At 28.7% G+C, this 22,884-nt stretch carries 26 protein-coding genes, 2 tRNA genes and 1 rRNA gene; 7 read left to right on the top strand and 22 right to left on the bottom strand.

Translation table 11 applies throughout. The annotated features are described in order from the left end of the window. Nucleotides 1–246: 246 nt before the first annotated feature. Complete coding sequence (ispD, locus tag I2E83_RS14925; protein ID WP_195264649.1) at nt 247–915, bottom strand: 2-C-methyl-D-erythritol 4-phosphate cytidylyltransferase; 669 nt, start codon at nt 913–915, stop codon at nt 247–249. 29 nt (nt 916–944) lie between these two features. Next, nucleotides 945–2,036, bottom strand: coding sequence for a PIN/TRAM domain-containing protein (locus tag I2E83_RS14920; protein WP_195430730.1), 1,092 nt, complete (start codon nt 2,034–2,036; stop codon nt 945–947). Between the two features lie 250 nt (nt 2,037–2,286). Between I2E83_RS14920 and I2E83_RS14915 the strand changes: the two genes are divergently transcribed. Further along, complete coding sequence (locus I2E83_RS14915; RefSeq protein WP_195264645.1) at nt 2,287–2,688, top strand: DUF1573 domain-containing protein; 402 nt, start codon at nt 2,287–2,289, stop codon at nt 2,686–2,688. 69 nt (nt 2,689–2,757) lie between these two features. Here I2E83_RS14915 and disA read toward each other — a convergent pair whose 3' ends face one another. The 4 genes from disA to I2E83_RS14895 form a co-directional block, all read right to left on the bottom strand. Next, entirely contained in the window at nt 2,758–3,822 is a 1,065-nt protein-coding gene (gene disA, locus I2E83_RS14910) for a DNA integrity scanning diadenylate cyclase DisA (protein WP_195264643.1), read from the bottom strand. A 16-nt stretch (nt 3,823–3,838) separates the two neighbouring features. Continuing rightward, nucleotides 3,839–5,206: a DNA repair protein RadA gene (radA, locus tag I2E83_RS14905; RefSeq protein WP_195264641.1), complete on the bottom strand. Its 1,368-nt coding sequence runs from the start codon at nt 5,204–5,206 to the stop codon at nt 3,839–3,841. Between the two features lie 501 nt (nt 5,207–5,707). Further along, nucleotides 5,708–6,433: a glucosamine-6-phosphate deaminase gene (gene nagB, locus I2E83_RS14900; RefSeq protein ID WP_195430727.1), complete on the bottom strand. Its 726-nt coding sequence runs from the start codon at nt 6,431–6,433 to the stop codon at nt 5,708–5,710. Beyond that, nucleotides 6,430–7,152: a GntR family transcriptional regulator gene (locus I2E83_RS14895; RefSeq protein ID WP_195264637.1), complete on the bottom strand. Its 723-nt coding sequence runs from the start codon at nt 7,150–7,152 to the stop codon at nt 6,430–6,432. The genes nagB and I2E83_RS14895 overlap by 4 nt, the downstream gene beginning before the upstream one ends. A gap of 133 nt (nt 7,153–7,285) precedes the next feature. Between I2E83_RS14895 and I2E83_RS14890 the strand changes: the two genes are divergently transcribed. Both I2E83_RS14890 and I2E83_RS14885 read left to right on the top strand, forming a co-directional pair. Then, nucleotides 7,286–7,447, top strand: a complete 162-nt coding sequence (locus tag I2E83_RS14890; protein WP_195430724.1) for a hypothetical protein — start codon at nt 7,286–7,288, stop codon at nt 7,445–7,447. 150 nt (nt 7,448–7,597) lie between these two features. After that, entirely contained in the window at nt 7,598–7,825 is a 228-nt protein-coding gene (locus I2E83_RS14885) for a glutaredoxin family protein (protein ID WP_195264633.1), read from the top strand. A 96-nt stretch (nt 7,826–7,921) separates the two neighbouring features. On the opposite strand, the gene I2E83_RS14880 is transcribed toward I2E83_RS14885, so the two are convergent. The 5 genes from I2E83_RS14880 to I2E83_RS14860 all read right to left on the bottom strand — a co-directional run bounded on the left by I2E83_RS14880 (nt 7,922) and on the right by I2E83_RS14860 (nt 13,768). After that, nucleotides 7,922–9,382: an NADP-dependent glyceraldehyde-3-phosphate dehydrogenase gene (locus tag I2E83_RS14880; RefSeq protein WP_195430722.1), complete on the bottom strand. Its 1,461-nt coding sequence runs from the start codon at nt 9,380–9,382 to the stop codon at nt 7,922–7,924. Nucleotides 9,383–9,397: 15 nt separating this feature from the next. Beyond that, the gene (locus I2E83_RS14875; RefSeq protein ID WP_195264630.1) at nt 9,398–9,625 is read right to left on the bottom strand and encodes a glutaredoxin domain-containing protein; all 228 of its coding nucleotides are present in this window, start codon (nt 9,623–9,625) and stop codon (nt 9,398–9,400) included. A 38-nt stretch (nt 9,626–9,663) separates the two neighbouring features. Next, the gene (trxB, locus tag I2E83_RS14870) at nt 9,664–10,599 is read right to left on the bottom strand and encodes a thioredoxin-disulfide reductase (RefSeq protein ID WP_195264628.1); all 936 of its coding nucleotides are present in this window, start codon (nt 10,597–10,599) and stop codon (nt 9,664–9,666) included. 207 nt (nt 10,600–10,806) lie between these two features. Then, the gene (locus tag I2E83_RS14865) at nt 10,807–13,245 is read right to left on the bottom strand and encodes an ATP-dependent Clp protease ATP-binding subunit (RefSeq protein WP_195430719.1); all 2,439 of its coding nucleotides are present in this window, start codon (nt 13,243–13,245) and stop codon (nt 10,807–10,809) included. Between the two features lie 67 nt (nt 13,246–13,312). Further along, nucleotides 13,313–13,768, bottom strand: coding sequence for a CtsR family transcriptional regulator (locus I2E83_RS14860; protein WP_195430716.1), 456 nt, complete (start codon nt 13,766–13,768; stop codon nt 13,313–13,315). 159 nt (nt 13,769–13,927) lie between these two features. On the opposite strand from I2E83_RS14860, the gene I2E83_RS14855 reads away from it, so the two are divergent. Then, entirely contained in the window at nt 13,928–14,563 is a 636-nt protein-coding gene (locus I2E83_RS14855) for an MBL fold metallo-hydrolase (RefSeq protein ID WP_195264625.1), read from the top strand. Nucleotides 14,564–14,603: 40 nt separating this feature from the next. On the opposite strand, the gene I2E83_RS14850 is transcribed toward I2E83_RS14855, so the two are convergent. From I2E83_RS14850 to I2E83_RS14820, 7 genes are all read right to left on the bottom strand, one after another. Then, entirely contained in the window at nt 14,604–14,774 is a 171-nt protein-coding gene (locus tag I2E83_RS14850) for a 4Fe-4S binding protein (protein ID WP_008681251.1), read from the bottom strand. Nucleotides 14,775–14,899: 125 nt separating this feature from the next. Next, nucleotides 14,900–15,103: a heavy-metal-associated domain-containing protein gene (locus tag I2E83_RS14845; RefSeq protein ID WP_195264624.1), complete on the bottom strand. Its 204-nt coding sequence runs from the start codon at nt 15,101–15,103 to the stop codon at nt 14,900–14,902. A gap of 13 nt (nt 15,104–15,116) precedes the next feature. Then, complete coding sequence (locus I2E83_RS14840; protein ID WP_195264623.1) at nt 15,117–16,022, bottom strand: stage 0 sporulation family protein; 906 nt, start codon at nt 16,020–16,022, stop codon at nt 15,117–15,119. A gap of 3 nt (nt 16,023–16,025) precedes the next feature. After that, nucleotides 16,026–16,961 (bottom strand): DNA polymerase III subunit delta', encoded by a 936-nt coding sequence (locus I2E83_RS14835; protein ID WP_195264622.1) that lies wholly within the window; start codon nt 16,959–16,961, stop codon nt 16,026–16,028. Nucleotides 16,962–16,978: 17 nt separating this feature from the next. Beyond that, nucleotides 16,979–17,308: a cyclic-di-AMP receptor gene (locus I2E83_RS14830; protein WP_008681260.1), complete on the bottom strand. Its 330-nt coding sequence runs from the start codon at nt 17,306–17,308 to the stop codon at nt 16,979–16,981. Between the two features lie 90 nt (nt 17,309–17,398). Next, nucleotides 17,399–18,028 (bottom strand): dTMP kinase, encoded by a 630-nt coding sequence (gene tmk / locus I2E83_RS14825; RefSeq protein WP_195264621.1) that lies wholly within the window; start codon nt 18,026–18,028, stop codon nt 17,399–17,401. Nucleotides 18,029–18,047: 19 nt separating this feature from the next. Then, a complete protein-coding gene (locus I2E83_RS14820) occupies nt 18,048–18,254 on the bottom strand; it encodes a sigma factor G inhibitor Gin (RefSeq protein WP_195264620.1) in 207 nt (68 codons plus the stop codon). 255 nt (nt 18,255–18,509) lie between these two features. Here I2E83_RS14820 and I2E83_RS14815 point away from each other — a divergent pair, with 255 nt between their 5' ends. Then, nucleotides 18,510–19,661, top strand: coding sequence for a M20 family peptidase (locus tag I2E83_RS14815; protein WP_195264619.1), 1,152 nt, complete (start codon nt 18,510–18,512; stop codon nt 19,659–19,661). 39 nt (nt 19,662–19,700) lie between these two features. Here the strand turns inward: I2E83_RS14815 and I2E83_RS14810 are convergent, their stop codons facing one another. Continuing rightward, nucleotides 19,701–20,219 carry a hypothetical protein gene (locus I2E83_RS14810; protein ID WP_195264618.1) on the bottom strand — a complete coding sequence of 173 codons (519 nt, stop codon included), beginning with the start codon at nt 20,217–20,219 and terminating at the stop codon, nt 19,701–19,703. A gap of 282 nt (nt 20,220–20,501) precedes the next feature. Here I2E83_RS14810 and I2E83_RS14805 point away from each other — a divergent pair, with 282 nt between their 5' ends. Both I2E83_RS14805 and I2E83_RS14800 read left to right on the top strand, forming a co-directional pair. Then, entirely contained in the window at nt 20,502–21,449 is a 948-nt protein-coding gene (locus I2E83_RS14805) for a magnesium transporter CorA family protein (protein ID WP_195264617.1), read from the top strand. Between the two features lie 80 nt (nt 21,450–21,529). After that, complete coding sequence (locus tag I2E83_RS14800) at nt 21,530–22,450, top strand: LD-carboxypeptidase (RefSeq protein WP_195430715.1); 921 nt, start codon at nt 21,530–21,532, stop codon at nt 22,448–22,450. Between the two features lie 32 nt (nt 22,451–22,482). On the opposite strand, the gene I2E83_RS14795 is transcribed toward I2E83_RS14800, so the two are convergent. The 3 genes from I2E83_RS14795 to rrf all read right to left on the bottom strand — a co-directional run bounded on the left by I2E83_RS14795 (nt 22,483) and on the right by rrf (nt 22,760). Next, nucleotides 22,483–22,557 (bottom strand) — tRNA-Cys (locus tag I2E83_RS14795). Nucleotides 22,558–22,562: 5 nt separating this feature from the next. Further along, a tRNA-Phe gene (locus tag I2E83_RS14790) sits at nt 22,563–22,638 on the bottom strand. A 5-nt stretch (nt 22,639–22,643) separates the two neighbouring features. Continuing rightward, a 5S ribosomal RNA gene (gene rrf / locus I2E83_RS14785) occupies nt 22,644–22,760 on the bottom strand. Nucleotides 22,761–22,884 lie beyond the last annotated feature (124 nt).

Genomic DNA, 22,884 nt, shown 5'->3' with positions numbered 1-22,884 from the left:
CTTAGGGCGAACTTATATCGCGGTACCACCTAAATTTGTTCTCGAAAATGATAACGGTATTAAACCGATAGTTTTTACCTATAACTCCAAAGCTGGTTCAAATCCTATTGAAAATTTTACAGCCCATGAATTTTCTCTCTGAAAGGCGGATTTTACTATTCTTCTTCACTGTTTTAAGACTATTAATTTTTAGCTTAATTAATTATATATTCTACTAAAACTTATGTCAATATAATAAACTATGTATTATATTAGCTTTTCTGCAAGTATTAAATCCTCAGGGGTAGTCACCTTTATATTAGTATATTCACCTTTATATAAATACACTTTATGGTTATACATTTCTACCACCATTGTATCATCTGTAACATTAATATTATTTTCTTTAACTCTATTATGACACTCTTTTATTACTTCTAGCTTAAAAGTTTGTGGAGTTTGAATTGCAAGTAATTTACTTCTATCTGGAGTTGAATCAGAAAACCCATTTTCATCAACAACTTTTATAGTATCTTTTGGCATTACCCCAGGTGCTGCCGCTCCATAAAGCTTTGCATACTTTATACCATCTTTTATAACTCTTTCAGATACAAACGCTCTTGCTCCATCATGGATAAGCACAATCTCAGAATCATTTATTTTTTGTAATGCATTATAAACTGAATCCTGTCTTTCTTTTCCACCTTCAACTATCATATCAACTTTTAAAGAGTACTTTTCTAATATTTCTTTATTACAATATTCTATTTCGTCTTTAGGTAAAACTAAGATTATTTTATCTATTTCCTCGCAATCAGAAAACTTCTTTAAGGTATAATACAAAATTGGTTTGCCATTAAGTTCTATAAACTGCTTACTAATTTTAGCACCCATTCTTTTACCTTTTCCACCTGCTAAAATTATAGCACTTACCATATAAACACCTACTTACTATTCTTTCGCTTCTATTCTTTTGGTTTTCCAAATATCATTCTTCCAGCTGCTGTTTGTAGTACAGATGTTACTATAACTACGATTTGTTCTCCCATGAATCTTCTTCCACCTTCTACAACTATCATAGTTCCATCATCTAAGTACCCAATTCCTTGAGTAGCTTCTTTACCATCCTTAACAACAATAACCTTCATTTCTTCACCAGGAAGAACAACAGGTTTTATTGCATTTGCTAATTCATTTATATTTAGAACAGGTACGCCTTGGAATTCAGCAACCTTATTTAGATTAAAGTCATTTGTCACAACTTTTCCTTTAAGAGTTTGTGCAAGCTTTAATAACTTACTATCAACCTCTTGTATTTCTGGAAAATCACCTTCCCAAATCTGAGTTTCAATTTCAAGTTCTTTTTGAATTTTATTTAATATATCAAGCCCTCTTCTTCCCCTATTTCGCTTAAGAGAATCCGCTGAGTCTGAGATATGCCTAAGTTCATCTAAAACAAAGCTTGGTATAACTAATGGACCTTCAACAAATCCTGTTTGACATATATCAAAAATTCTACCATCTATTATTACAGATGTATCTAGCACCTTTGGATTATTTTTTGCATTTACTTTTGATTTCTTTTCTTTAACATTATTTTTCCTTAGGTTTACAAGAATATTTGATATGTCATCCCTCTTTTCAACAAATATACTAGCAAATATTATTGCAAATATTAAGTTTAAAAGCACAAATAATATTGGACCTAAGCCATATAAATCTATACGGTTTAATGGTAGTCCTATAAGAGACGTTAGTATTAACGATATTAATGCACCTAATCCACCATAAAGAAGTTCCGCCGCCGTAAGTCTTTGGATATTTTTTTCAATATATTCAATAACTTTAACAATAGAGTCATAAATACGTGGTGAAACAAAATATAATATAAGTCCAAATAATAAAGTTAAAATAATACGTAATGATATGATTGCAATTGGTTTAGATAAAAAAGACATTTCTTTTAAAATAGATATATTTAGTAGCATTCCACTAATGATATATCCACTAATAAATCCTATTATAGTAAATATAACTCTTATAATCTTTTTTAACATAATGTCACCTCCCTGTATTATTGTTTTAAATTTTATGCATCTATATACTTCCTTAGAAGTTTATATCATTATACCATATAAAGGTATTATCTAAAATGAAGAATTCTTAAAATCTTATTAATTTAAAATACCCCCTATAAAAATACAAGCATATTAGATATCATTATATTGAAGTTAGGCAAATAATTAACTTTACTAAAAATAATTATATTTTAAAAACAGCCATAATTTTTTTAAGGAGTTGAGGCATATGAAAGATATAATTTTTGATAATTTTCAAAATGATGTCAATGAATCATTACTACGTCATAAGAGCATTCTAGATATAGTAACTAAATATAGTGAATCTAGTGCTAGAGTCAATAGAGCACTAGCTAAGGCTGTGACTAATTGTGGTTGTATTAAAATATCAGCTAAAAAACAAGAAAACATATCTTCCAATAATGATGATATTAATAATTTTAATTATTCGTTAAATAATCATCTTGAAGGAAAACTTTGTGATAATTGTCGCGATATTATTGAAAATGAAATCGGAAACAATTTATTTTATCTTACTTCTTTATGTAATTGCTTAGATTTAAACTTATATGACATATTATTAAAAGAAGAAAATAAAATGAATATTCTAGGTAAATTTACACTTAGATAAACTCAAAGCAGGTCAGAAAGCCTGCTTTTGTATTATTATCTATTTGTTTTACTTTTATACATAATTTTACTAAATTTCATTTTTTAAATATATTTGTTCCTTTATTCTTCTTAGCCCATTTTTAATAGCTTTTGATCTTGCTTCACCTATTCCTTCAACTTTATCTAACTCATCAGTATCAGCTTCAATAACATACTTAAGCTCTTTAAAATGTTTTACTAAATTTTCAATTACTGATACAGGAATTCTTGGAACCTTAAATAAAATTCTAAAGCCCTTTGGTGAAATTAAGGAATCTACTAATGATGCTCCTGAATATCCTAAAACCTTGGCAATCAGATCTAAATCAACTAATTCATCTGAGCTAAGCATTTGAATTTCATTATATATTTCGTTATAATCCATATCCATCCTACAATAGTCCCTTATTAATAAAATCCCATCTCTTTCTATGAATCTTATAAGTTCACTAAGTTGCATTGAAATAAGTCTTCCTTCATTTCCAAGTTCAACTATATATCTTTGTATTTCTTCCACAACTCTCATAACCATCTCAGTTCTCTGTATTGCAGTTACAACATCAAAAATAGTAGTCAAATCCTGAAACTCCAATAAATTTAAATTATTTATCACTCTCTCTAGAACATTAACATATTTCTCTAGTGTTTGTATTGCTTGGTTTGCCCTCGCAAGTATTATACTACTTTCTTGAAGTACATACTTCAAATCTCCTTTATAGATAGTTATTATATTTCTTCTTTGAGAAATTGCTACAACTATATTGCCAGTTTGCTTTGCTACTCTATTTGCAGTTCTATGCCTGGTTCCAGTTTCATATGTTGTAAGTGTATGATCTGGTACAAGTTGTGTATTAGCACAAATGATTCTTTTTAAATCTCCACTTAATACAATAGCACCATCCATCTTAGCTAATTCATAAACATATGCTGGTGAATATTCTGAATTAATATTGAATCCCCCATCAACAAGATCCATCACCTCATCACCATCACCAATAACAACTAATCCCCCTGTTTTAGCTCTTAATATATTATCTAATCCTTCTCTCAAAGCAGTTCCTGGACTCATAAGCTTTAATATATTTTTTATTTCTTCATCATCTTTTATCCTCATACACTCACCTAATCCACTAGAATATCTTACTAATAGCCTCTCTTAAATTACTTACTCCTATTATATTTGTAGTATTACTACTAACTTTATCTTTGTTTCTTTCTGGAATTATAGCATTTTTAAAACCCATTTTTTCAGCTTCTTTAATTAACCTATCGCAGGACGAAATTGGCCTTATTTCTCCAGTAAGCCCAACTTCACCAACAATGACCATTCTTTCTAACTTAAAGCCTGTGTTTTTTACACTTGATAACAACGCTAATGCTAGACCAAGATCCCCAGTAGTACCATCTAAAGTAAGACCTCCAACTACATTTACATATACATCATATTTGTAAAATGGAACTTTCAACTTTTTTTCTAACACAGCAAGTATAAGCCTTAACCTTTGATTATCTATTCCAACTGCTGTCCTACTAGCCATATGAGTATTACTTTCACTTACTAATGCTTGCATTTCAACAAGTATAGGTCTAGTTCCTTCCATTATTCCTATAACAGCAGAGCCTTCTTGATTAAAGTTAGTATCCTCTAAGAATATTCTCGAAGGATCATATATTTCCTTTAATCCTTCTTCAGCCATTTCAAATACTCCAATTTCACTAGTTGTTCCAAAACGATTTTTCATAGTTCTTAAAACCCTAAATTCTTCAGTACGCTCACCTTCAAAATATAACACTGTATCAACCATATGTTCAAGAACTCTTGGCCCTGCAAGTTCCCCTTGCTTAGTAACATGCGCCACTATAAACAATGGTATATTTTGATTTTTTCCTATTCTCATTATTGCATTAGAACATTCTTTTACTTGTGATACACTTCCTGGAGCAGAAGTTACTGACTCTTTATAAACAGTTTGTATAGAATCAATTATTACGAAAACAGGATTCAATTCATTTATGTATGCCTCTATTAAATCAAGATTAGTTTCAGATAAAATGTATAGCTGTTCAGCATTCACGCCCAACCTATCCCCTCTAATCTTAATTTGCTCCTCTGACTCTTCTCCAGAAACATATAATACTTTTCCATATGATTTTGAAATTGAATTTGCTGTTTGTAGTAATAAAGTCGACTTACCTATCCCAGGATCTCCAGATATCAATGTTAATGATCCTCTTACTAATCCTCCTCCTAGAACTCTATTTAGCTCTTTTAAACCAGTATCATATCTTTGTTTTTCCCCTGATTTAATTTGTCCTATACTTTTAGGCATATTATCTAAAACTCTAACAGTGTTTATTTTACTTTTTATTTCCTTTTGAGTTTCTCTTACTTCTTCTACTAATGTATTCCATTTATTACAATCCGGACATTTTCCTAACCACTTAGGAGACTCATATCCACATTCTTGACAAACAAACATGGATTTAATCTTAGCCATAAAATTTACCTACCAATCTTATTAATTTTCTATATTAAATACATAAATGCCAGTATAGTATTAAGTCTACTATAACATTTATATATTATATATTTTTAATTTAAGTATATATTTTAATTCAATAATCTACACAGTTAAAATTAATAATACTATTTAATTAATATACTTAGATTAGAGCAATATGAATCAATAAATCTTTTCATATTTTATATAAACTACTAAAACAATAACTTAATTTGTATACTATAAATTACTTTTATATTCATTAAATTTTTAGATATTTATTGTAACTTATATATTGACTCTAGTTAAGCATTGCCCATAATTAATATATTTTAACCTATAAAACTTATACCTGCACAATTATTAAAATTACTATATTTAATATATCATAACAATATTATAAAACCAATCAATGATTATAAAAAAAAGAATTGTAATCTACTTCTAGTATTACAATTCTTAAAAATTCTTATATATTCTTATATATAAAGATACATATTACAATAATTTTGCTGCAGCTTCATCAACTATAACAACAACATCTCTGTGCATTTGTAGCATTGATGCTGGCATATTTGTACTTATCTTTCCACTTACCATAGCTTTTACAGCTTCTGCTTTTCCTTCACCGCTTGCTATAACTATTATCTTCTTTGATTTCATTATTCCACCAAGTCCCATAGTTAAAGCTTGTGTAGGAACCTCATCTATTGAGTTAAAAAATCTAGCATTTGCTTTTATAGTATCTTCTGTTAATCCTGTTAAATGAGTTCCTGATACTAGTTCTTCATCTGGTTCATTAAATGCTATATGTCCATTGTTGCCAATGCCTAATAATTGAAGATCTGTACCACCTAACTCAGCTATTTTAGAATCATATCTTATGCATTCTTCTTCTATATTTTCAGCTAACCCATTTGGAACATAAGTATTGTTCTTGTCAATATTAATATGATTAAATAAATTTTCATTCATAAAGTATCTATAACTTTGAGGATGATCTCCACTTAATCCTATATATTCATCTAAATTAACAGTCGTAACTTGTGAGAAATCTATTTCCCCTTCTTTATTCATTCTGATTAATTCTTTATACATTCCTATTGGAGAACCACCAGTTGCTAAGCCTAATATAGCGTTAGGTTTAGATTTTACTACTTTAGCCATTTCATGAGCCGCTTCCTTGCTTAACTCTTCATAATTCTTAGTTATTATAAGTTTCATCGTATTTTCCCCTCTCGTCTAGATATATTAACTTGCAAAATAAATTTATCTGATCTATATATTGCTTCTTCTAAGAAAATCATTTTATTATTATGATCATAAGTCTTACTTATAATCTTTAACATAGGTACTTGCTTATCCACACTAAACATTCCTTTTAATTCATCATCCATTATTACTGATGCTATTGAAGATTGTGAATAATCAACTACATAACCAAAGCCTTCTAATATCTTAAATAATGAGCCATTTAGCATTTCTTCATCAATATACCCACAGTAATCAACAGGTATAAAGACTGTCTCTAATGCTACACATTCATCATCAACTATACGCTTTCTTTTAATTTTATATATCTCATCTAAAGAAAATATATCTGCTAGGTGCTCTGGAGTATCTATTTTACAAAACTCAACAACTTCAGATTTTAACTTTTTTCCCATTTGCTTTATTATCTCTGTAAAGCTCATCATATCTTGTTGCTTGAAAGTTTGTTCACACACAAATGTTCCTTTACCTTTAATTCTTAAAAGAACACCTTCTTGCACTAATTCTCCTATTGCTTGTCTAATAGTCATTCTACTAACACCATATATTTCACATAGCTCTCTTTCACTCGCTATGCATTCACCCGGCTTCCATACGCCTTCAGATATTTTTGATATTAAATCATTTTTTAGTTGATAATAAACTGGAATTGGACTACTTTTATCTATCATTATTAAGCCTCCTATCAATATTATATTAAAAATCGTTATAGATGTCTAGACCAGTTGTGTAATTTATTTAATTTGTTATAAAAATTAAAATTTTGCAAAAAATAATCTTATAAACCATCAAGGAGATGATTTTATGATTAATAAAACATACTTTTCTAATATTCAATCTAGAAATATCATAAAAGATGATAATAAGAAAAATTTATCTGAAGATTTCTTGTCTAACTCTACGGACAATTCTTTAGATAATATGATTCTTAACTCAAATCTAGAAAATCAAAATATTATAAAGTGAATTTTATTTATATTTTCCCATTGATATAATACCATATTCTTTATTTTAATAAAATACAGGATATTTATTGTATTTGATGGTGAAATGGTGTAAAATTTATATTAAACAATATTAATTATCTATTGATAATAGCAAAGGAGTGTTTATCCAATGGTTAAAGTTTATAGTACAAATTCTTGTCCATGGTGCGTAAAAGCAAAAAATTATTTAAAATCAGTTAATGTTGAATTTGAAGATTTAAATGTACAAGAAGATATGACTGCTAGAGATGAAATGATTAGCAAATCAAAACAAATGGGAGTTCCTGTTTTAGATATAAATGGAACAATTATTGTAGGTTTTGATAAAAATGCTATAGATTCAGCTTTAAATATTTAATATTTGAACATAAGGGAGATATAGTATATCTCCCTTTAATAAAAACTATATAATAAAATAGAGGAGTGATTTTATCACTCCTCTATTTTAATTAGATTATCTAACTAAATTAATTACTGTTGCCTTTGGTCTTGACATAGATTCTATTGAATATCTAATTCCTTGAGTACCAATCCCTGAAGCTTTAACTCCTAGGAATGGGAAATGATCTGGTCCTCTTTCAGTTTTATTATTAACTTGAACTGTCCCAACCTCTAATCTATCTGCCACATAGAATGCTTCATTTATATTTTCAGTAAATACAGATGATTGTAATCCATATTCTGATCTATTAGCAATTTCTATAGCTTCATCTTTATCTTTAACTCTTATGATAGGTAATACTGGTCCGAATGGCTCGTCCCAAGCTAATCTCATATCTGTTGTTACATTATCAAAAAGAGTTGGGTAAATCATATTTTCTTCTCTAGTTCCTCCAACAAGTAAATGAGCACCTTTTTCTCTTGCATCATCTATAAGTTCCCAAACAAAATCAGCTGATTTACTGTCAATTAGTGGAACTATATCTACATCTTCTTCTAACGGATTTCCTATTTTTAATTTTTCAACTCTTTCCTTAACTTTTTCAACTAGCTTATCAGCTACTTTATTAACAACTAAAATTCTTTTAACAGCTGTACATCTTTGACCTGAATAAGAATACGCTCCAGCAACTATATTAGATGCTGCAAGATCTAAATCTGCATCTTCTAACACTATTGCTGCATCTTTACCTCCAAGTTCCATAAGTAATGGAACCATTGTTGTTATCCTTGATATCCTAGTACCAACTTCTGTACTTCCTGTAAAGTTAATAAAGTCTATTTCAGGATGTGTAACTATATAATCTCCTATTTCACTACCTCTTCCTGTAACAGTATTTAATACTCCAGCCGGAACACCTGCTTGCTCAAATACCTTGGCTAAATATAATCCACATAAGCTACCTTGCGTAGCTGGCTTTAAAACTACAGAATTACCTGCAACCAAAGCAGGTGCTATTTTTGATGCTGCTAAATTTATTGGATAGTTAAATGGAGATATCGCTAACACTACTCCTAGCGGTTCTCTAGTAACTAATGATATTTTATTTCTCTTAAATCCTGGGAAACTATCCCCTGGTATACTTTCTCCAGATAAATTCTTTGCTGTATCCGCAGTAAATTTTATATAATCAGCTGATCTTAATATTTCTGATTCAGCACTCTTCTTATCTTTACCTATTTCTCTCATCATTATATCAGAAAGATCTTCAACTTTTTCTACCAATAGATCAGCAGCTTTATATAATATTTCTGATCTCTTACTAACTGGAACATCTCTCCACGCCTTTTGAGCTACTTTCGCACTTTTTATAGCAAGATCGACTTCTTCTGTAGTCATTGCTGGAACTTTTCCTACTAAGCAATTTCCAACTGGTGAATATATCTCTATAAATTTTTCGCTTGAGCTACTAACCCATTCACCATTTATTAAATTTCTAAAAGTTCTTTCTTTTCCTCTTATACAACTAAACATTATATCACCTACTTATTACTTATTTTTAGCTAGTTCTATCTTATTCTTATCAAAACCAACTATTATTTCTCCATCTATATCAATTACTGGTACAGTTCTTTGACCTGATACCTTGAACACTTCTTCTCTATCTTCATGCTTATCAGCTACATTTATCTCTTTATAGTCCCATCCCTTCATTTCAAAAAATCTCTTTGCTTTTATACATGATGGGCACCATGATGTTGAATATATTTTTATCATATTATCTCTCCTCTAATCTTTCTTTAAATATCCATTAATTATTTTTTACTTTCTACTACGTATTTTTCTGCTTGTAATGCTGCTATAGTTCCATCTGCAACAGCAGTTGTTATTTGTCTATATTCTTTTTCCCTAACATCTCCAGCTGCATAAACACCTTCAACGTTAGTTCTCATACATTCATCAGTTTTTATATAACCATTAGAAGTCAAGTTTATATAATCCTTGAAATGATCTGTTTTTGGTACTGTTCCTATAAATCCAAATACAGCATCCATAGGGATCTCTTTCTCAGATCCATCTTTAGAATTTTTTATTATAGCTTTTTCTACAAAGTCATTTCCATCTACATTAACTAAATCTTCATTGAATAAAACTTCTATCTTAGGATGATTCATAACTTCTTCAATCGTAGCTTTTTCACCATTAAAGTAATCATGTCTTCTTATCATAACTACCTTTGAAGCAAATCTAGTTAGGAATAGAGCTTCTTCTAAAGCAGAATTTCCTCCACCTACAACTCCGATTATTTTCCCTTCATACATTGCACCATCACAAACTGCACAATAATGAATTCCTTTTCCTGCAAACTTTCCTTCATTTGGAATAGGTAATTTCTTAGGAGTTGCACCTGTTGCTATTATTACAGTTTTAGTTTTATATAAATAACTATTAGTTTCGATTATTTTTTCTTCTCCACTAAAATCAACTTTTTCAACCATATCGAATTCATCTATTTCAGCTCCAAGCTCCTCAGCTTGCTGTTGCATTAAATCAGCAAGTTCTGTTCCTGAAACCTTTTTAAAGCCAGGATAATTTTCTATTGTATAACTATTTCTGACTTGACCTCCAAGAATTTGGTCTTCTAATAAAAGCATGTCTAACTTAGCTCTTGTTGCATATATTGCCGCAGTTAAACCTGCTGGTCCACCACCGATTATAATTAACTCTTTATGTTTAACTTCTTTACTCATGACTCGCTCCTTCTACCCCCCAGGGGTATTTCTTTAATCTAATTATATGCTTCTATAAATTAAAATGCAACTATTTTTAAATAGTAATTTTTATCAATTATCCTTATTTAACTTTTCTTCTCTTAATATTATTACTCGTTACCTAATAAATTATTAATAAATAAAAACAAGAGAAGATTTCTCCAAATGGAAAATCTTCTCTCTATACTATGATATATGCTTAAAATAAAGTTCCTCTCCATTGCAATATACTTCTAAATTATCTCCACCTTTAATGCAACCTTTTAACATCTCTTCACTTAACTTATCTTCTAATTCTTTTGTTATTATTCTTCTTAATGGCCTTGCACCATAATTAGTATCTACACCTTTATTTACTAGGAACTGTTTACTATCTTCATTTAAGTTAATTGTTATTTTTCTTTCTTTAAGCTTATCTATGGTATTATTTAACATTAAATTTACAATTTTTAATATATCACTATCTTTTAATTTATGAAAAACAATTATATCATCAATTCTATTTATAAATTCTGGTTTGAATTGCTGCTTAATTTCTTCCATAATATTTTTTTTCATCTTTTCATACTCGCTATCAACTAAACTATTTGAAGCTGAAAATCCTAAAGTATTTTGTTTCTTTATATCATGAGCTCCAACATTAGATGTCATTATAACTATTGTATTTTTAAAGTTTATAATTTTCCCCTTACTATCTGTAAGTCTTCCATCCTCCATTATTTGCAATAATATATTAAATACATCTGGATGAGCCTTTTCTATTTCATCTAATAATATAACTGAATAAGGATTTCTTCTTACTGCTTCTGTTAGCTGTCCACCTTCATCATAACCAATATATCCTGGAGGGGCTCCTATTAGCCTTGCTACAGAATGCTTTTCCATATACTCTGACATATCTATCCTAATTAAATTTTTCTTATCACCAAACATAGCTTCTGCTAATGCATTTGATAGTTCTGTTTTCCCAACCCCTGTTGGTCCACAGAATATAAATGTTCCTATCGGTCTATTAGGATCCTTTAACCCAACTCTTGCTCTTCTCACTGCTTTAGCAACTGCCTTTACAGCTTCTTTTTGCCCTATAACTCTTTTATGCAGTGTATCTTCAAGCTTTAATAATTTTTCTGATTCTTGCTCTGTTAATTTCTCTAAAGGAATTTTAGACCAACTTGATACTACTTTTGCAACTTGTTCCCTGTTAACAATATAATTATTGCATTCAATATCGGTCCTATCCATCTTTAAATTATACAGTTTATCCTTTAATTGTTTTTCTTTATCTCTTAAGTAGGCTGCTCTTTCAAAGTTTTGATTTTTTATTGCTTCTTCTTTTTCTTTATCGTTATTCTCTAATTGAAGTTGTAAATTTATTATATCTGGTGGTGAAATTAGATTCTCTATTCTTACTTTTGAAGATGCTTCGTCAATTAAATCAATAGCCTTATCTGGCATGAATCTATCTGTAATATATCTATCTGATAACTCTACAGCTGCTTCTAAAGCTTCATCTTCTATTTTTACCATATGATGAGCTTCATATCTTTCCCTAAGGCCTTTTAATATATTTAATGTTTCTTCTTTTGATGGCTCTTCAACTCTAACTGGCTGAAATCTTCTTTCTAAAGCTGAATCTTTTTCTATATGCTTTCTATATTCATCTATAGTTGTAGCACCTATACATTTTATTTCTCCTCTTGCTAAGGCAGGTTTTAAAATATTTGATGCATCTATGGCACCTTCAGCTCCCCCCGCTCCAACAATAGTATGAATTTCATCTATAAATATTATTATATCTTTAGAACTTCTTATTTCATCCATTACTTTTTTTAATCTATCTTCAAATTCTCCTCTATATTTTGCCCCTGCTAACATAGAAGTTAAATCTAATGAAATTATTACTTTATCTTTTAGTATTTCTGGTACATTTCCATTGACTATTCTTTGGGCCAATCCTTCAATAACTGCTGTTTTACCTACTCCAGGCTCTCCAATTAAACAAGGATTATTTTTTATTCTTCTGCACAGTATCTCTAATATTCTTCTATTCTCATTTTCTCTTCCTACTACTGGATCTAATTTTCCTTCCTTAGCCATCATAGTCAGATTCCTTCCATACTGATTTAATAGAGGAGTTTTAACCATTTTTTTCTTATTCTTATCTTCTATCTTTATTTCCTCTACTTCCTTATCATATAGATAATTACTTATATCAGTTTTTATTAATTTAAAATCTAACTTTAATGTAGAAAGTATTGTATAAGCTACCCCTTCTTTATCGTCTAATAAAGCTAACAAAATATGCTCTGGATTTATATAATTATGATCATATATTCTTGCTTTTACTAGACTATCATCAAATAATCTCTTTGTTCTAGGATTAAGTAACATCTCACCTACTGATATATCTATATCTCCAAAACCAAGATAATCTTCTATAAGCTTTCTCACTTTATCAATAGTAGCTCCATTAATATATAGGACTTGCTTTGCATAACCACCTTCTTTTAGCAACCCTAAAAGAATATGCTCAGTTCCTATATATCCGTGCTTAAAATATTGTGACTCTTTTTGAGCCTCTACTAGTACTAATTGTGCCCTCTCTGTTAACTTCCCAAAAATCATACATACCTCCATACCCTATTGCTAAAATTAACAACTACACAGATAAACCTTGGCCACTTAAAATATTTTACGATAATATAACTGTAATAATTCCTTTTAACATATCAGCTCTTAATTTATTTTTATCCCCAACAGATACTAGAGTTCTGTCATTTAAAGATATCTTTATTATTTCATATTCCTTTTCTGTAATATTTTTAGTATCTTTTAAATGATCTAGTATAGATAATGCGCTTCCATATGTTATACTTTCTCCTATCGAAGTATTTATTAATGACAGCCTTTCATTCTTATCATCGTATGTTATTTTTTTTATTACTATGCACCCTCCACCGCCTCTTTTACTTTCTATTATATAACCTTTTTCATAAGTAAACCTTGTTGTTAGAACGTAATTGATTTGTGATGGTGCACATGAGAATTTATCTGCTAATTCATTTCTTTGAATTAATACTTGTCTTTCTCTTTCTTCATCTATCATATCTTTAATAAAATTTTCTATTGTATCTGAAATTCTTGCCATATTTACACCTTCTTAAACCTATTTTTTAAATTGACCTTCTTTGACTTTTATTATATATTATAAATTTTAATATGTCCATTTTACTAATTTTATTTTCTAAAATAAAAGCGAATGATATTAAGTTTTTTATCCAAACTATATATTGAGAGGTGAGTAAATATGGAAATTAAATGGATTGATAATACAAGTTTTTTAATAAAAAATTCTACTGGTAAAAGGATTCTTTTAGATCCAATGCAAATATATCCCTATATAGAAAAATATGATTTAAATCCTGATATAATTACATTTAGTCATACTCATAATAATGAAATTATTAATGAATATGTTAATAAAGACTGTATACTAATAAATTCAGCTTGTTCATTTTCAAATGATTTTGTCACATTAGAAGGATATAAAACATTTAAAGATGACATTTCTGGATATAAACGCGGCGAAAACATAATATATTTATTAAACATAGATAAATTTAGAATTTGTCATCTTGGCACCTTAGGACATCAGCTTGATGATGACTTATTAGATAAGCTAACTAATTTAGATTTTTTATTTATTCCAATAGGAGGTCATTTTTGTTTGGATGGTTTTTCTGCTGCTAAACTCGCCTTACTCTTAAAACCTAGATATATAATTCCAATGTTTTTTAAAACCTCTTCTGAATACTTTTATTTAGATGGGCCTCATAAATTTTTATCTTCATTAAAAAATATTTTATCCTATAATACAAATACTATATATTCTAATGATTTATCTTTTAAAGATAGATGTTCTGTAATATTATTATCTGCATAAAAATAAAGAACCGCTATAATTAGCGGTTCTTTATGTAAAATTATGCTTGTACTGGAGCTCCTACTGGACAAACATTTGCACAGTTTCCACAATCTATGCAAGTGTCCTCATCGATAACGAATTGAGTATCTCCTTGGCTTATAGCATTAACTGGACATTCTGCAGCGCAAGCACCACAGTTTACACATGAATCTTCTATTTTGAATGCCATAAAAAGCACCTCCTAATATTATGAATTTATTTCACAATCTATTTTATCATAAGGATTTAAATTTTTAAAGACTTAAGAAGAATTTATATAATATGATACTTCACTTTATTTTTCTATTATTTTGTTTAGATTATACTATAGCCTACTTCTTCAATAGACATAATGATTTTATCTTCAGTTATACTTTTATCATCATATACTACACTTACTTCTTTTTTAGATAGACTTACCTCACAAGCAATAACCCCTTCATTATGTGCCACAGCTTCTCTTATGCTAATAACATCATCATTTGTATTAAGATTTGCAACCTTTAATAGTGATTTCATTAAGCTCTCCCCCTTAATTATCTTTTATAAGATCCTTTATTAACTTTTTGTCTTCTGGTGATTCTATTTCTAGTTTTATGTCTGATTCATCTACTGAGTCTTCATAACTACCTTCAACAAGCTCAATATCATCTATTTTAAATTCTTCTACTACTTCTTCATCGCCTCTTCTATATTTGACCTTCACACTTTCCTTAACAGTACTATTGCTTATAACTTCACCAGTAATGTCTCCCATAGAAACAATAGATCCTGCTTTAGGCAATCTCTGTCTTATATCTTCATATGTGCTTTGCTCATAATTTAAACAGCACATTAACCTGCCACATATTCCTGATATCTTTGTTGGATTTAAAGATAAATTTTGCTCTTTTGCCATCTTTATAGATACAGATGCGAAATCTCCAAGGAATGTAGAACAACATAAAGGTCTTCCACATGGTCCTAGACCGCCAAGCATTTTAGCTTCATCTCTAACCCCTATCTGTCTTAATTCTATTCTTGTTTTAAATATAGTCGCTAAGTCTTTTACTAATTCTCTAAAGTCTACTCTTCCATCAGCTGTAAAATAGAATATAACTTTATTATTATCGAAAGTATACTCTACATCGATTAATTTCATATTTAATCCATGTTCTTCTATTTTCTTTAGGCATATATCTAAAGCATCCTTTTCCTTCACTTTATTATCCTTATGTTTATTTATATCATCTTCTTCTGCAACTCTTATAACACTCTTTAATGGTGCCACTATATCAGTTTCTGGTATTTCTTTAATACCAATTACACATTCTCCAAACTCTATTCCTCTCGCTGTTTCTACAACAACAAAATCGCCTTTTTTTACATTTAAATCGCTTGGATCAAAATAATATATTTTACCGGCCTTCTTGAATCTTACGCCTACAACTTTTATCATTATTTAAACCTCCATAAAACCTATAAGCATCACTCTAATCGTTAATTGAAAGTTAGAATTACTTAATAATGTTACTCTAGCGTCCCCAATTTTATCGATTATTTTATTAAGCTTCTTATAGGACATTTCAATAGCTAATTGTTTTATATTTTCTATTTTATCCCCATTTATTATTCCACTAGTATCGCTTATTTCTTTATAGACAATTACGTCTCTTATAAAGGAGGCTAAAATGTTTAGTATTTCTTCTTTTCTATCTTTAAACGATAATATCTTATCTTCAAAGTCTAAAAGACTTTTCGTATTACTACTAACTAATGTATATAATAAATCAATTAATATATTTCTTAAATCCTTTAATGAGGAATCCCTTAGAAAATCCTCAGCTTTTCCTGGGATTCCTTCACTATATGCAATAGCAGCATTAATTTCATCACTACTACAATCATCAATTCCTAAACTTTCTATATAAATCTTAACTTCATTCTTTGTTAGTGGAGTTAACTTATATACTTGACATCTTGATTTTATAGTATCTAAAATAAGCTCTAAACTCTCACATAACAGAATAATAAAAACACCTTTTGGTGGTTCTTCTATAGTCTTTAAAAGAGCATTCTGTGCTTGTACTGTCAACTTATTTCCATCATAAATTATAATAACTTTTTTATCGCCTTCAAATGGCTTCTTATTTATTTCATCAACAATTTCTCTTACATCATCTACCCCAAAAGAGGCTTTTTTAGATCTATAATTTACAATGTCTATAGAATTTCTATCTTCACGCACCCCTAATATACTTTTAGCTAGTATATTAGCTAAACTACTCTTTCCAATTCCATCTTCTCCAACAATTATATGTGCATGGGAAATTTCATCTTTCTCTATTCTTTTTTTAAAACTATCAATTATTCTTTCGTGCCCAATAAATTTCCCCATTACACCCTCCAATGTAATTATATTTTAATAAATTGATCTACATCTATAACGAATATAGTAGCTCCCCCAACTTCAATTTCTATAGGGTATGACATATACATGTCAACATTTCCTGTGATAGGGGTTGGCGTTGTTATAACTTGTTTTCTAGTTTTACAAACATCTTCTACAACATCTATAACCGCTTGAACTTTATCTTTTTCAACACCTATAATTAAGGTTGTATTTCCTGATTTTAAAAACCCTCCAGTTGATGCTAACTTAGTAACTCTAAAGCCTGCTTCTGTAATTGCATCTACTAAATCTAAAGCATCATCATCTTGTACCATAGCTATTACCAATTTCATATTAACCCCTCCAATAAAATTATACTCCTATAATAATATTCTATCATAAAAGATATATAAATTGATTAAAATTTTTTCTCTCAATATATTTTATTTAATAAAATCAGTAATTATTTCTTTTACAACCTTAAAAACTTCATCTATTGATTTTTCTGCATCAATTTTTACAAACTTCTCTTTATTTTCTTTATATAGTTTTAGATATCCATCTCTTACTTTATTATGAAAATCTATTTTTTCTAAATCTAATCTATTTATTTCTCTATCTTTATTTTTATTTATTCTATCTAATCCTATTTCTGGTGATATATCAAATAATATATTTAAATCTGGCATATATTCACCTACTGCAAATTTATTTATTTGATATATTTCATCTACTCCTATATTTCTAGCATATCCTTGGTAAGCTAGTGATGAGTATATAAATCTATCACATAAAACTATAGTTCCTCTGTCAATTTCAGGAATAACTTTTTCAACTAAGTGTTGCCTTCTAGCGGCAGCATATAGTAATGCTTCTGTTCTGCTGTCCATTTTTGTATTCTTAGTATCTAATATTACTTCTCGTATATCTTCTGATATTTTAATTCCACCTGGCTCCCTAGTCTTAATACACTCTATATTACCTTGAACTAGATAATCATATACCATGTCCAATATTGTGCTCTTACCAGATCCTTCTCCACCTTCAAATACTATAAATTTTCCTTTGTCCATTATTTATACCTCATGCTATTTAAAAATTGTAGTTGCTTAATATCCACTCTTTTATTCTATCTTTATAAAAATTATACTCAAAATCATCAACTGTCATTGTTGCTATCTTATCATTACAATAATGGCATAATAAGCTTTTCTCTATAATTATATCACTATATACTTCTTTCCCACAAATCTTACATTTATTTTCATTTTTATCTATTCCTTTTATTAATAAATCCATACTATCCCATCCTTTTATAATAATTTTATTATAATTCTCACCAAATAACATTATTTCTATACTAAAAAAGCCTATATATAAATGAAAATTCTTTATATCTAGTCTAAATAATAATATTTATATAAAGCATTTATATTGAATTTATATAGAACTTTAAATACACATTTCAAATTTACTATCTTATTAAATATTTAATAAATAATTATTTGAATTTAAGGGAAAATTAAAAACAAGATAATTTGGGAGGAAAATAATATGAAACAAGAAATGATTTATTATTTAGAAAAAAATAAAGATGACATAAAGAAATTAAATGATTATTTATACAATAACCCAGAAGATAGTTACAATGAATATAATAGTTATAATTATATTTGTAATTTCCTAGTTGATCATGATTTTACTGTAAAAAAGGAATTTTTAGAATTAAAAACGTCCTTTTATGCATCTAAAGGAAATGGTCATCCTAAAGTATGTTTTTTATGTGAATATGATGCTGTTCCTGGCGAGGGACATTTAACTGGTCATAACTTATTAACATCAACTTCAATTGCTGCTGCTTTAACCCTAAGTTCTATTATTGAAAAAATAGGTGGTACTATAATACTGATAGGCTGCCCTGGTGAATATCTAGGAGGAACCAAATCCGTTATGGTAAAACAAGGTGTCTTCGATGATATTGATGTTGTTTTAGTTGCACACCCTGATACTATAACCTCAGAAAGTGGAAGCTCATCTGCTATAATACCATTAAGTATAAAATTTATAGGTCATAGTGGATTAAGCTTTTTAAATAAAGGTACATATACATCTCTAGACGGTATTCTTTTAACATTTAATATTTTAAATTCATTATTAAAGGGATTCCCAGAAGATGTAGAAGTAAACTCAATATTATCTAATGGCGGTTTTACCCCTTTACTATTACCGCTAGAATCTGAAGCTAAATTTTATATTAGAGCTAAGGAAATGGATATGGCTAAAATTGCAGAAAGCAAGTTGAGAGAAATTGCTATTTATGTTTCAAAGCTTATAAGAGTTCAATATTCAATATCTTTATATGAACCCGAAAATGAAGAACTAATAACTAACAGAACTTTAAATAGATTATTTAGCCATAATTTAAAGGAAAATGGTATAATAAATATTTCTGGTCCAAGAGATATTTATTCTGGATTAAGCTTAGGAATTGTTAGTAAAAAAGTTCCTTGCATTCATCCTTATATATCAATAGTTCCAGATAACAGCATAAAGTATGGTACAAAAGAATTTGCTAAAGCCACAATATCTGATTATGGCTTTGAAGAAGCAATGAAAGCTGCTTTATCTTTATCCTTTACAGGGCATGATATTATATTAAATGAAAATCTTTTATCAGAAGTAAAAAATGAATTTTATAAAAAATAGGCTCTATATAGAGTCTATTTTTCTATATAGAGCCTTTTATTATATAATTTCTTTTCTTACTAACTTACATTTCAACTCTCCATGTTTTATTAACTTAGTAATAAATTTATCGCTTGGCTGAAATTTAATTTTTTCGATTTTATCTCCATTTTTAAAAATGCAATAATATGACTTTGTATTAATTCTATTACATAAGTATCTTTTTGATTTTTTTAAAAATTGATATTCTTTAGGTATAGATGATCGCTCACCTATATACAATACATCAGAAATTCTTATACTTTCTAAATTTTTTTCTTCTTTATTATTAATTAGATTTATTATAAGCTTGTCTGCTATCACTGCATATTTATAAGACACTGAACAACTTCTAATTTCTTTAACAATCAAAATTATAGTTACTAACACTAGAGATATATTAAATATATGACCAATTATATGTCTATTATATTTAGATCTTTCTACTGCTTCTCCTAAATATAATGTAGTTGTTATCACAAGTAAGATCATTGAAATAACTGGTACTCTCTTTTTAGCAACAACTTCTCTATGCATCATTTCCTATTTATCCCCCATCAAGATATTACTTTATTCGTTTAAGCAATATTGTGATTATACTAATTATCCGTACTTTTATCCACATTAATATTTAATAATTAATAGGCTTATTTTTATCATCTCTTTTGATTGAATTAAATTATTTTCTGAATATACATTTTTTCTTTTGATATCTTCATTTATCTATATCAATAATTTTAAAAATAAAAATTTAATTATCATAGTACAAACAAGCATATTAATAGTATAATTATCTTTGAGATTTACTTAAGGAGGTTAATTATGATACAAATTTATAAAAGCATTAGTGAACAAAATCCATCACTGAAAATTCTTGATAATCTAGAGCCAGGTTGTTGGATTAATATTATAGCACCTTCTGATGAAGAATTAATTTTAATTTCAAAGAAGACAGGTGTTCCATTATCATTTTTAAAAGCTCCATTAGACGATGAGGAAACTTCTCGTATAGATATAGAAGATAATTGTTTATTAGTTGTAGTAGATATTCCATTTACTGAAATGGAAGATAACTCACTTACATATGATACATATCCTTTAGCAATTATTCATACAGAAAAGCAACTTATAACAGTATGCCTAAAGAATAGTCGTATTTTAACTGATTTTATAAATGGTAAAGTGAAATCATTTTATTCATTTAAAAAATCAAGGTTTATATTACAAATATTAAATAGAATATCGAATTCTTACTTAATTTATCTAAGACAAATAGATAAAAAGAGTTTAATGATAGAAAAAAGATTGCATAAATCTATGAAAAATAGAGAACTTATTCAACTACATTCATTAGAAAAATCATTGGTTTACTTCTCTACATCACTTAAAGCAAATGAAATTACTCTTGAAAAAATGCTAAAACTAGATATAATGCAAAAATATGAGGAAGATCAAGATGTTCTAGAAGATGTTATAATTGAAAATAAACAAGCTATTGAAATGACTGAAATATATAGTAATATTCTTGCAAGTACAATGGATTTCTTCGCTTCTGTTATTTCAAATAACCTGAATATAGTTATGAAAGTTTTAGCTTCTGTTACAATATTAATGGCAATACCTACTGTTATTGGTGGTATATTTGGAATGAATTTTATAAAAATGCCACTAATTAATAATGAATATGGTTTTGAAATTACAATGGTTATTACATCAATATTAACTTTTGGTGCAGCATATTTATTGTATCGAAAAGATATGTTTTCATAGAAATAAAGCTAGTTATCAGTACTAGCTTTATTTTTTTTGTAGTATATTTACATATAAATAATTTTAAGTAGGTGTATATATTGTTAAAATTAAAAACATTAGATAGTTCTGCTACTATCGGTATTATTGCTCCGGCATCATCAGAATCTAGGGAATTTATAGATAAAAAAATCGATGTATTTAAAAAGCTAGGATTTAAAATAAAAAAAGGTAAGCATTTATATGATTCTTATGGATATTTAGCTGGAGATGATAAAGCCCGTGCTGATGATCTTAATTCCATGTTTGCTGATAAGGACGTAGATGCTATAGTTTGTCTTAGAGGTGGCTACGGGTCAATTAGAATGGCTTCTTATTTAGATCTAAAACTGATAAAGAATAATCCCAAGCCCTTCTGTGGATATAGTGATATAACCTTATTATTAAATTATATTAATAAAACTTGTAAGTTTACGACATTCCATGGTCCAATGATAACATCTAATTTTGATGATATCATGACTAAAGAATACTTCTTAAAAATTTTTTCAAATAAAAATTCTAAAATAATATACAACTTGAAAGATATATGTGTGGATAATTATCTAGTATGGAACAAACAAAATTTTAAAGGTAATATCGTTGGAGGAAATTTATCTATAATTTGTTCTACAATTGGGACTCCATATGAAATAGATTTTAAAGATAATATTCTACTTATTGAAGATGTCAATGAAAGCCCTTATGCTGTGGATAGAATGTTATCACAACTAATTTCCTGTGGAAAACTTCAAAAGCTTTGTGGAATAATGATAGGATATTTTACTGACTGTACAAATAAAGATACTGATTTTTCAATAGATGAGATTATAAATCAAAAATTACTTCCATTAAATATACCTATTATTCAAGGTCTTCCTATAGGTCATGATTATCCTAATATAACTATTCCAATAGGCTCATTATTCGAATTCCTATCCGATAATGATTTACTTATTCAAAAAAAGATAATTTTCAAATAAAAAAATCCTACAAGTAATCTTGTAGGATTTTTTGGAGGCGCCACCCGGATTTGAACCGGGGAATAAAGGTTTTGCAGACCTCTGCCTTACCACTTGGCTATAGCGCCATACCTGGTGGCTCGACCAGGAATCGAACCAGGGACACGAGGATTTTCAGTCCTCTGCTCTACCGACTGAGCTATCGAGCCACATTACCTGGCAACGTTCTACTCTCCCACACAGTCTCCCATGCAGTACCATCGACGCTGTAGAGCTTAACTTTCCTGTTCGGAATGGAAAGGAGTGTTTCCTCTACGCCATCATCACCAGATTTCAGAGTGTTCTCTGAAAATTGCATACGAATTAATTTTAAGCCTGTTTTTATTGGTCAAGCCCTCGACCTATTAGTATCAGTCAGCTAAATATGTTACCACACTTACACCTCTGACCTATCA

The organism is Clostridium sp. D46t1_190503_E9 (genome assembly GCF_015555225.1).
Classification (GTDB): Bacteria; Bacillota; Clostridia; order Clostridiales; family Clostridiaceae; genus Clostridium.
Note: the sequence above shows the minus strand (reverse complement) of the source record. Positions and strands in the feature narration are given on the sequence as shown.

Excerpts from the sequence above, each read along its gene's own strand:
- I2E83_RS14815 (WP_195264619.1), top strand. The coding sequence starts at position 18,510 with ATGAAACAAGAAATGATTTATTATTTAGAAAAAAATAAAGATGACATA.
- I2E83_RS14855 (WP_195264625.1), top strand. The coding sequence starts at position 13,928 with ATGGAAATTAAATGGATTGATAATACAAGTTTTTTAATAAAAAATTCT.
- I2E83_RS14805 (WP_195264617.1), top strand. The coding sequence starts at position 20,502 with ATGATACAAATTTATAAAAGCATTAGTGAACAAAATCCATCACTGAAA.
- I2E83_RS14830 (WP_008681260.1), bottom strand. The coding sequence starts at position 17,308 with ATGAAATTGGTAATAGCTATGGTACAAGATGATGATGCTTTAGATTTA.
- I2E83_RS14915 (WP_195264645.1), top strand. The coding sequence starts at position 2,287 with ATGAAAGATATAATTTTTGATAATTTTCAAAATGATGTCAATGAATCA.
- I2E83_RS14880 (WP_195430722.1), bottom strand. The coding sequence starts at position 9,382 with ATGTTTAGTTGTATAAGAGGAAAAGAAAGAACTTTTAGAAATTTAATA.
- nagB (WP_195430727.1), bottom strand. The coding sequence starts at position 6,433 with ATGAAACTTATAATAACTAAGAATTATGAAGAGTTAAGCAAGGAAGCG.
- I2E83_RS14890 (WP_195430724.1), top strand. The coding sequence starts at position 7,286 with ATGATTAATAAAACATACTTTTCTAATATTCAATCTAGAAATATCATA.
- radA (WP_195264641.1), bottom strand. The coding sequence starts at position 5,206 with ATGGCTAAGATTAAATCCATGTTTGTTTGTCAAGAATGTGGATATGAG.
- I2E83_RS14865 (WP_195430719.1), bottom strand. The coding sequence starts at position 13,245 with ATGATTTTTGGGAAGTTAACAGAGAGGGCACAATTAGTACTAGTAGAG.
- disA (WP_195264643.1), bottom strand. The coding sequence starts at position 3,822 with ATGAGGATAAAAGATGATGAAGAAATAAAAAATATATTAAAGCTTATG.
- I2E83_RS14820 (WP_195264620.1), bottom strand. The coding sequence starts at position 18,254 with ATGGATTTATTAATAAAAGGAATAGATAAAAATGAAAATAAATGTAAG.
- I2E83_RS14920 (WP_195430730.1), bottom strand. The coding sequence starts at position 2,036 with ATGTTAAAAAAGATTATAAGAGTTATATTTACTATAATAGGATTTATT.
- I2E83_RS14845 (WP_195264624.1), bottom strand. The coding sequence starts at position 15,103 with ATGAAATCACTATTAAAGGTTGCAAATCTTAATACAAATGATGATGTT.
- tmk (WP_195264621.1), bottom strand. The coding sequence starts at position 18,028 with ATGGACAAAGGAAAATTTATAGTATTTGAAGGTGGAGAAGGATCTGGT.
- I2E83_RS14850 (WP_008681251.1), bottom strand. The coding sequence starts at position 14,774 with ATGGCATTCAAAATAGAAGATTCATGTGTAAACTGTGGTGCTTGCGCT.
- trxB (WP_195264628.1), bottom strand. The coding sequence starts at position 10,599 with ATGAGTAAAGAAGTTAAACATAAAGAGTTAATTATAATCGGTGGTGGA.
- I2E83_RS14810 (WP_195264618.1), bottom strand. The coding sequence starts at position 20,219 with ATGATGCATAGAGAAGTTGTTGCTAAAAAGAGAGTACCAGTTATTTCA.
- I2E83_RS14840 (WP_195264623.1), bottom strand. The coding sequence starts at position 16,022 with ATGATAAAAGTTGTAGGCGTAAGATTCAAGAAGGCCGGTAAAATATAT.
- I2E83_RS14895 (WP_195264637.1), bottom strand. The coding sequence starts at position 7,152 with ATGATAGATAAAAGTAGTCCAATTCCAGTTTATTATCAACTAAAAAAT.
- I2E83_RS14835 (WP_195264622.1), bottom strand. The coding sequence starts at position 16,961 with ATGGGGAAATTTATTGGGCACGAAAGAATAATTGATAGTTTTAAAAAA.
- I2E83_RS14885 (WP_195264633.1), top strand. The coding sequence starts at position 7,598 with ATGGTTAAAGTTTATAGTACAAATTCTTGTCCATGGTGCGTAAAAGCA.
- ispD (WP_195264649.1), bottom strand. The coding sequence starts at position 915 with ATGGTAAGTGCTATAATTTTAGCAGGTGGAAAAGGTAAAAGAATGGGT.
- I2E83_RS14860 (WP_195430716.1), bottom strand. The coding sequence starts at position 13,768 with ATGGCAAGAATTTCAGATACAATAGAAAATTTTATTAAAGATATGATA.
- I2E83_RS14875 (WP_195264630.1), bottom strand. The coding sequence starts at position 9,625 with ATGATAAAAATATATTCAACATCATGGTGCCCATCATGTATAAAAGCA.